Below are 7,499 nucleotides of genomic sequence, written 5' to 3' on the forward strand. Positions count from 1 at the left end.
ACTGTTTGCTAAACGATCAAACCTCGTTAGGCTCATAACCTGAAGGTCGCAGGTTACCTGAAGGTCGCAGGTTCAAATCCTGCTCCCGCAACCAATAATTCCAGCAGACCGTTCGATCTATAAACAGTCCACTGGACTGTTCGCTAAACGATCAAACCTCGTCAGGCTCACAACCTGAAGGTCAGAGGTTCAAATCCTGCTCCCGTACCTAAAAATTCAAGTCAGATATCAAACATTTGGCCTCGCAACTCGCGGGGCTTTTTGTGTTGGGGTAATGTCCCTTAGCGAACAAGTGGGCATTTTCTAGGTTGGGTGTGGCAATGGGATCCAACTGTAACAAGAGAACTTCATCGCTTTCAGAAAATGATCTCATAATCGGCGCAACTATGCGGAACGGGGAATCGATATGCCGTGTCGCTTCGAACCTGAAGGTTTGGTGGCACCGCGTTGAATAAAGGCTTCAGAAAAAATTCTCCAAAACTGGCCCATGATCCATCTAAGTTGGCGTCTTTTACCGTGATTTCAACGGGTTCAACAATTTTGCCAGAGAGGGGCACAAATCAGATATTTCGCCTTGTATTCCCGTCGCTTGCAAGGATATACCCGTCGATGGAGACGTGGCCGAGTGGTCGAAGGCGCTCCCCTGCTAAGGGAGTAGGCGGGAAACCGTCTCGAGGGTTCGAATCCCTTCGTCTCCGCCATTTACCTATTTCAGTGAGTTGATGTGGCGTGTTTAACGTGCCGTATTCCTATAAATAGTAGGCACTTACTATCTAGTAGTATCATCTTGAGTTTTACTCAGTTGTCCTAAATATTTTCTATTGAGTGGTATATTGTGTGGTATTTCCATGGCTGCGCTCAGCGGGAAGCTGACAAAGAAGCTAGTAGAGAATCTTGGCCAGGGTCGGCATGGCGACGGTTCTGGCCTGTACCTTGTTGTTGACCCCTCTGGTGCGCGACGCTGGATCGTGCGCGTAACGGTCAAAGGGCAGAAGAACCGCAAGGGCGCACCGTTGAGAACGGATTTTGGTTTGGGCGGCGCTGATGTTGTCACTTTGAATCAGGCTCGAGAAAGAGCGCTCGAATATCGTCGGATGGCAAAAGCCGGGTTGAACCCGCGTTTCAATACTCAGCGCGAAATCCCGACCTTTGAAGAACTCAGCCGACAGGTTCACATTGATCGCCTGCCTACATGGAAGAATGCCAAACATGGACAGCAATGGCTCAACACCTTGCGCGACTACGCGTTCCCAAAGATCGGCCGTATGCCCGTGGACAGCATCGATCAGCCCGAAGTGCTGATGTGCCTGTCGCCAATCTGGACCGAGAAACACGAAACCGCAAAACGACTGTCTCAACGGATCAAGACAGTGCTCGACGTGGCAAAGTCCAAGGGCTTCCGCTCGGGAGAGAACCCGGTGACCGCGATCCGCGAAGGCAAGGTGCTGCCCACCGTCAAGGCCAAGGTCCAGCACCATGACGCGATGCCGTGGCAGGAGGTGCCCGCGTTCTATGCGGAGTTGCAGACCCGATCGGCCATGGCTGCCAAGGCGCTGCAGTTCACCATTTTGACCGCCTGCCGGACTTCAGAGGTGCTGGAGATGAAATGGCCCGAGGTCGATATCGAGGCGCGCCTTTGGACCATACCAGCGGAGCGCATGAAGGGCGGGCAGGTCCACCGCGTCCCTCTCACCGACGAAATGCTGACCATTCTGGAGCCGTTGCGCGCTCTGGCCTCTGACTATGTGTTCGAGGGCCAAAAGCGGCACCAGCCCTTGTCGAATATGTCCATGCTGATGCTGCTGCGCCGGATGCGACAGGATGGCGTCACCGTGCATGGCTTCCGAAGTTCGTTTCGGGACTGGGCGGCAGAGGCTGCGAACACGCCACGTGAACTCGCAGAAGCAGCATTGGCGCATCAGGTTGGGTCCGATGTAGAACGGGCCTATGCACGGTCGGATTTGTTGGAAAAGAGGCGTGAACTAATGGAGCTTTGGTCGCGTGTAACCGTTACGAAATCTCTACATATTAGAGGTGGCGATGTTTAGTATTCTTGGCTTTACGCCAATATGCAGGTTGTGGGACGAAATCCCGGCTGCGAGTTTCAACAAATGCTACGAAACCGGTCTTCAATTCCCTGCCAGTGACCCAGGCTACGCGCTCAGTGTTACGGCCAGTGACTGGCTTGAGGTGAAGTTCTTTAGCTGTATTTCTGACAATATGCACATCTGTGGACCGGACGGAACGTGCCTAAAGATAGATTTTAGATGTTTGCGTCATGATGATCTAACAATACACGACTTAGCGCTACATGAAGAGGGAGCGAAGCTATTAGGCCCGGACATCGGCGGATTGGGTAGAGCTTTACGACTATTTTCGTTGCCTGAAGAGGATTTCATTGACGACGCTTTGCGATGCTCCAAGTCCTATTGGAGTGCGGCTCTTGACCTTGGTCTACAGCACGAGTTTATCTCGGTGCCGCTTTTTCATACACGGAATACCTACACGATATCCTTGCATGTTTTCGATCTCTTAGACGAGCTCAACTACATGGAAGTTATTGACTTTAAGACTGTTGCTCAGATTCTTAGATCCTTTTCAGGTTGGGCGTTATGCGTGCCAGATAGCTTTATAGAGTCATCGTGGGATGAATATTGGCGCCAAGATTTATTAAAGGGTAACGCCCCGTCAAAACCTGTTGGGCCTGGCCGTCCACGTTTAATAGAAAAAGCTCTGCGTGACTTGCGGATAGTTTTTGGAGACAGCATTGAAGGTTTGACGATAAAGCAGATCGTTTGGGGGCTAGAAGGAAAAACCGGAAACCGATATTCGGAATCGACCCTTCGTCGCGCCATGCGTCAAAATTCACGTCAAAACTGAGGCTATTACTACCAAAATAGTGATCAAAATTGTTGAGCATTTTTGGGAAATTAGATCGTTTTAATTTACTAAACATCTAGTGATATCGAAAGACCATCGCAACTGATCCAAGAGGATTTCAACGATGGCAAGCGTCTTCAATGAGGACCGGGTCTATTTCCCAGAAGACCCTGAAATGCAATTGCTGGGAAGCCGCGAGAATTTGGCTCAATGGCGCCACCGCATGTGTGGTTCGGCCTTCATCCGCATCGGTCGGCGGATCGCCTATCACGGTGCTGATCTGAACGCCTGGCTGGCGACGCGGCGCACCGATCCCAACAACGAGGCTGCATAATGACCCCAACTCCAAGCGCGGAGATGGGGCTTTTCCAGTGACATCAACTGCCACCCTAGCAAGTTCAGTTGATGCCACAGGATGCCCCGCGCCGACAAGACAAAACGAGCGCCGGTACTACTGGTCGCCTTTGAGCCACTCTGTAGAACGAGTGAATATTCGGAAAGGACGGATCGATCATGGCTGATGTGTCCGTTTCCAAACCGCGCAACCAGAGCTATGCAAGCGGGTCCGACACTGGCCCTCTTTCCCGAACTGATCATCGGGAAACCGCTGAGACCTACAGCGGCGAAATCTTTCGCCATGGGATCTATCGCGTCGCCGTATGCCGGGACAGTATCCAATGGTTGTTTCAGCGCCAGAGACCCCAATTTCCGGCCGGGGGAGCGGCCTGGGACACGCTCGGGTACTGTGTGTCCAAATCCGGCCTAACCCGACTCGTCCGGGCGCATATCAGCTTTGATATCCCTGAACTGAATGGTTTGCCCGAGCATTTCCCACGGAGTTGTCGCCATGAGTAGGCGGCGACCTCCCAAGGGTAAACGGTCGAATGAGGGTCAATATGTTCCTCTGCCTTATGCCATGATCAAATCTCCGGCATGGCGAGCGTTGTCCGGACCTGCAGTGAAGCTCTGGTTGGAGCTTCACACCCGCTACCACGGTGGCAACAACGGCAAGGTTTTTCTGTCGATGAACGAGGCGGCGGAAACTCTCGGATTGGGCAAGGCCACTATTCAGCGCGCCTTCGAGGATCTACAGGAAAAAGGCTTCCTTGTGTTGGAGCAGGAAGGCAACTGGTATCATCGGCGAGCGCATGAATGGCGGTTGACGACCAAGCCGACGCAGGCCCGATCTGGAAAGAAGGCCGCCACCAATGACTGGCGGCTCTGGCAGCCGGAAAAAACAAAACGCGGTTCTAAGACGGACCCGTCAGTATCCTCGGTGGTTCCGTTTGAGAACCCAAAGACCTCCCATGGTTCCAAACCAGAACCGGTCAGGCCGATTTCTCGACGGTCCATCGGTTCTGAAACGGAACACTAATACTAACCACTCCCTGTTACGCGAGGCGGACATGAGCAAGACACGCAAAAACACCAGAAATCAATTGCTGCGTAAGAAAAAAGAACTGACTGAAGCGGAAACAGCCGCAGCAACAACCCTTCGTGAAAAGAGGCAGTCGCATGTTAGGCCACCCGATATGACACTAGATTTCAATGAAGAAAGCCAAACCCTCAACGTAGGGCACAAGGACAAGCAGCCTGTTGCAGCGACGGCGCTGGCCATGCATGAGCTGGGGACAGTGGATAATCGGTTTTATGAGGGAGTTCTGGAACAAGTGGCCGCTCTGGGTAAACATGGCAGCCCCGTTTCAGAAACAGCTTCGAACTTTGTCCTTTCTGTAGTCGGAGGTGTGCAGCCGCAGGACGAGGTTGAAGCCATGCTTGCGATCCAAATGGGTGCAATTCATCAGGCCACGATGATGATGGCGCGCAGGCTCAATCACGTCGAAACTCTCCCGCAGCAAGATTCAACGGAACGGGCACTCAATAAACTTGCGCGGACCTTCACCAGCCAGGTTGAGACCCTCAAACGCTATCGATCCAAAGCAGATCAAACTGTGCGCGTCGAACGCGTTGAGGTTAAAGAGGGTGGGCAGGCAATCGTTGGTAACGTCCACAACGAGGGGCGGTCGGATGACAAAAAGTGACGACAACCTCATGGACCCAGCCAAAAGGCTGCGAGACGCGCCCAGATGCACAGCAACGGCAAAGTCTACTGGCATGCGCTGCCGCGCACCCGCTGTTCAAGGTTGGAGCGTGTGCCGAATGCATGGTGCCGGAGGTGGGCATGCTGCTGGGCCAAGCCATCCGTCCTGGAAGCACGGAGAAAGATCGCGCAGCGCTGTGCAGGCACGCAAAGCCGTCAATGACTTGATACGAAGGGAGAGAAACCTGCAGAAATTGCTCAATTTACTAAAGTTCTAGGGTCGCAGTGCCTCTCGACACAGAATTGCAGTATTTCATTGCAAAATGGGCTTTCAAGCAAACTATAGCTTTGAGAGCAAAGCAGCCATCAACGGGCATGCATCAACTATCGCATTGGTGATTGTTGCTCATTCAGTCGGCGGTTTGCAAATTGGGAAAGAACCGCGCAGCGGCGACCAGCGGCATAGAACAGCTTGTTTTTCTCACGGGCTGATCTTCACACCGCAAGCCAAGCCACCCAGGTTTTCGGACGTTCCGAGTTCTAGCTTCCCACCGTAGGCGGCCAATAAACCAACGGAAATAGACAGGCCCAAACCAGTTCCTCTTACAGAAGTATCCAGCCGATTGCCGGAACGAAGGACCTCAAGCCTTTGGTCTTCTGGTACTCCGGGTCCGTTGTCTTCAACAAAAATTTCGATTCCATCAACAGTGCGCCTCGCGGTGATTTGGAGTGTTGTCCGGCTCCACTTGAGGGCGTTGTCGAGGAGGTTTCCAATCACTTCCTCGATGTCCTGGGGGTCCATTCGAACTTGAAGACCAGCCTCGCAATTCGAAACGAGCGTCTTCCCCTCGCGTTCGGCCATGACCGAGAACAGCCGGGACAGTCGTTCGACCGAATTCGTCAGGTCTGTCCTGGAATGTGTTAACTCTCCGGTGTTTGATGCACGCATGCGCGCGAGTGAACGGCTAAGCTGGGCGTCAATTCGAGTTAGCGCTTCTTCCGCAGGCTCCGTATGTGCTCCTGCGTCTGCCAGTTCCGCCAATTCGTTTCGTAAGATAGCCGTCGGCGTCTTGAGGGCATGCGCCAGATCCGCCGCTTGTCTTCGCGAACCAGAGACAATCTCGCGGTTTCGATGCAGCAGTTTGTTGAGATCTTCCACCAAGGGCGAAACCTCTTCCGGGTAGTCTTCGGGAGTCAGTTCATCGCCTCGATCCCAGCGATGGGCGACATCGGCGCGCAACTTCCGGAGCGGGCCAACAATGGCGGACATCAGCAAAAGAGAACTTGCCACTCCGATCAAACCAACCAATCCGAAAACCGGGAGCAGGTATCTTTGTGCAGCGCTGCGTTCGTTGATCAGTTCGCTCCTGCTTTCGGCGACAGTTACGCCCCACTCGGTTCCGTCCTCGAACGTAATCTTTTGATAAACGCCACGAATGGCTTCGCTATCTGGACCGGAGGTGTTCCAAATGATTGTTTCGTCATTTCCGCGCGGAGGCTCGGCGATCGTTTCCTCGAAGAGTGAAGCAGACGTATAGATGGCGCCGGTTCTGTCCGTTACTTGCCAATACCGCCCCGAATATGGCGTGCTATACGCAGGATCGAATACCAACTGTCGCAGGGTTTCAGGGTCATCCGTGGTGGCGCTGAGGCCAACAACAACCTGCGTGTGCCGGTCTTGTAGCGTTGCGTCGAACTGCTCCAGAACGCGCGTATTAATGTAGGAAAACACCATCAGCGTACCGACGCCTACGGACAACGCTCCCGAAGCGATACCTCCGAGTAAGGCCCGTTGGCGCAACGAGAGCATTAGGCGGAATCAATCATATAGCCGCGACCCCGGACGGTTGTAATCAAATCGGAGCCCAGCTTTTTGCGCAGGCGGGTCACAAATACTGCAATCGTGTTGGAATCTCTGTCGCCGTCATATTCGTAGATGTGTTCCGACAGCTCAGTACGCGACACCATGCGACCGATGTTGTGCGCCAGATAGGTCAGAACGGCGACCTCCTGCGCGGTCAAATCGACAGGAATGCCCCCAACGGCAACCCGCCCGTTCCGCGTATCCAGAGAGACATCTCCCATTTCTATCACGGGGTTCAATTGACCGCTCTGACGTCGCAAGATGGCCCGTACACGTGCCGCCAATTCGGGCATATGGAACGGCTTGGTCATATAGTCATCCGCGCCGGCATCCAAGCCGTCGACGCGTTCGCTCCAGCCATCTCTGGCCGTCAGGATCAAGACCGGTGTCTTGACGCCCGCGCTGCGCCATTCGCGCAGGACCGAAATGCCGTCACGCTCAGGCAAGCCGATGTCGAGGATGATCATGTCGTACGGTTCAGTCGACCCCAGATGCAGGGCATCTGTACCATTGTTGGCCACGTCGACCACGCGACCTTCCGCACCCAATAGCTTTTTGACTTGCTCACAAAGCTGGGGTTCGTCTTCGGCAAGGAGTATTCGCATATCCAGAGACTACAGCTAAACCAGCGTGATCTTCACTTTATTTTTTGCCGCCACCGTTGCCACCGCCATTGCCGCCACCGTTGCCACCGCCATTGCCGCCACCGTTGCC

The 7,499-nt window shown here is 53.7% G+C and carries 7 protein-coding genes and 1 tRNA gene; 6 read left to right on the forward strand and 2 right to left on the reverse strand.

What is annotated here, in order from left to right:
• The first annotated feature begins 611 nt into the window (after window positions 1–611).
• The 6 genes from GS612_RS20325 (at window position 612) to GS612_RS20350 (ending at window position 4,922) form a co-directional block, all read left to right on the forward strand.
• Window positions 612–701 (forward strand) — tRNA-Ser (locus GS612_RS20325).
• 147 nt (window positions 702–848) lie between these two features.
• Complete coding sequence (locus tag GS612_RS20330) at window positions 849–2,048, forward strand: site-specific integrase (RefSeq protein ID WP_171642774.1); 1,200 nt, start codon at window positions 849–851, stop codon at window positions 2,046–2,048.
• A complete protein-coding gene (locus GS612_RS20335) occupies window positions 2,041–2,880 on the forward strand; it encodes a hypothetical protein (RefSeq protein ID WP_171642776.1) in 840 nt (279 codons plus the stop codon). The genes GS612_RS20330 and GS612_RS20335 overlap by 8 nt, the downstream gene beginning before the upstream one ends.
• Window positions 2,881–3,004: 124 nt before the next feature.
• Entirely contained in the window at window positions 3,005–3,214 is a 210-nt protein-coding gene (locus GS612_RS20340) for a MerR family transcriptional regulator (protein WP_171642778.1), read from the forward strand.
• 624 nt (window positions 3,215–3,838) lie between these two features.
• The gene (locus GS612_RS20345; RefSeq protein WP_371809368.1) at window positions 3,839–4,255 is read left to right on the forward strand and encodes a helix-turn-helix domain-containing protein; all 417 of its coding nucleotides are present in this window, start codon (window positions 3,839–3,841) and stop codon (window positions 4,253–4,255) included.
• A 31-nt stretch (window positions 4,256–4,286) separates the two neighbouring features.
• Complete coding sequence (locus tag GS612_RS20350; RefSeq protein ID WP_171642780.1) at window positions 4,287–4,922, forward strand: hypothetical protein; 636 nt, start codon at window positions 4,287–4,289, stop codon at window positions 4,920–4,922.
• 480 nt (window positions 4,923–5,402) lie between these two features.
• Here GS612_RS20350 and GS612_RS20355 read toward each other — a convergent pair whose 3' ends face one another.
• Together GS612_RS20355 and GS612_RS20360 are read right to left on the reverse strand one after the other, a co-directional pair.
• The gene (locus GS612_RS20355; protein WP_171642782.1) at window positions 5,403–6,680 is read right to left on the reverse strand and encodes a HAMP domain-containing sensor histidine kinase; all 1,278 of its coding nucleotides are present in this window, start codon (window positions 6,678–6,680) and stop codon (window positions 5,403–5,405) included.
• Window positions 6,681–6,730: 50 nt separating this feature from the next.
• Window positions 6,731–7,390, reverse strand: a complete 660-nt coding sequence (locus tag GS612_RS20360; RefSeq protein WP_171119814.1) for a response regulator transcription factor — start codon at window positions 7,388–7,390, stop codon at window positions 6,731–6,733.
• Window positions 7,391–7,499: the final 109 nt, after the last annotated feature.

The sequence above is a fragment of the Ruegeria sp. HKCCD6157 genome, assembly GCF_013110685.1.
Lineage (GTDB): Bacteria > Pseudomonadota > Alphaproteobacteria > Rhodobacterales > Rhodobacteraceae > Ruegeria.

Coding starts and splice junctions, on each gene's coding strand:
- GS612_RS20330 (WP_171642774.1), top strand. CDS start 849: ATGGCTGCGCTCAGCGGGAAGCTGACAAAGAAGCTAGTAGAGAATCTT.
- GS612_RS20340 (WP_171642778.1), top strand. CDS start 3,005: ATGGCAAGCGTCTTCAATGAGGACCGGGTCTATTTCCCAGAAGACCCT.
- GS612_RS20360 (WP_171119814.1), bottom strand. CDS start 7,390: ATGCGAATACTCCTTGCCGAAGACGAACCCCAGCTTTGTGAGCAAGTC.
- GS612_RS20335 (WP_171642776.1), top strand. CDS start 2,041: ATGTTTAGTATTCTTGGCTTTACGCCAATATGCAGGTTGTGGGACGAA.
- GS612_RS20350 (WP_171642780.1), top strand. CDS start 4,287: ATGAGCAAGACACGCAAAAACACCAGAAATCAATTGCTGCGTAAGAAA.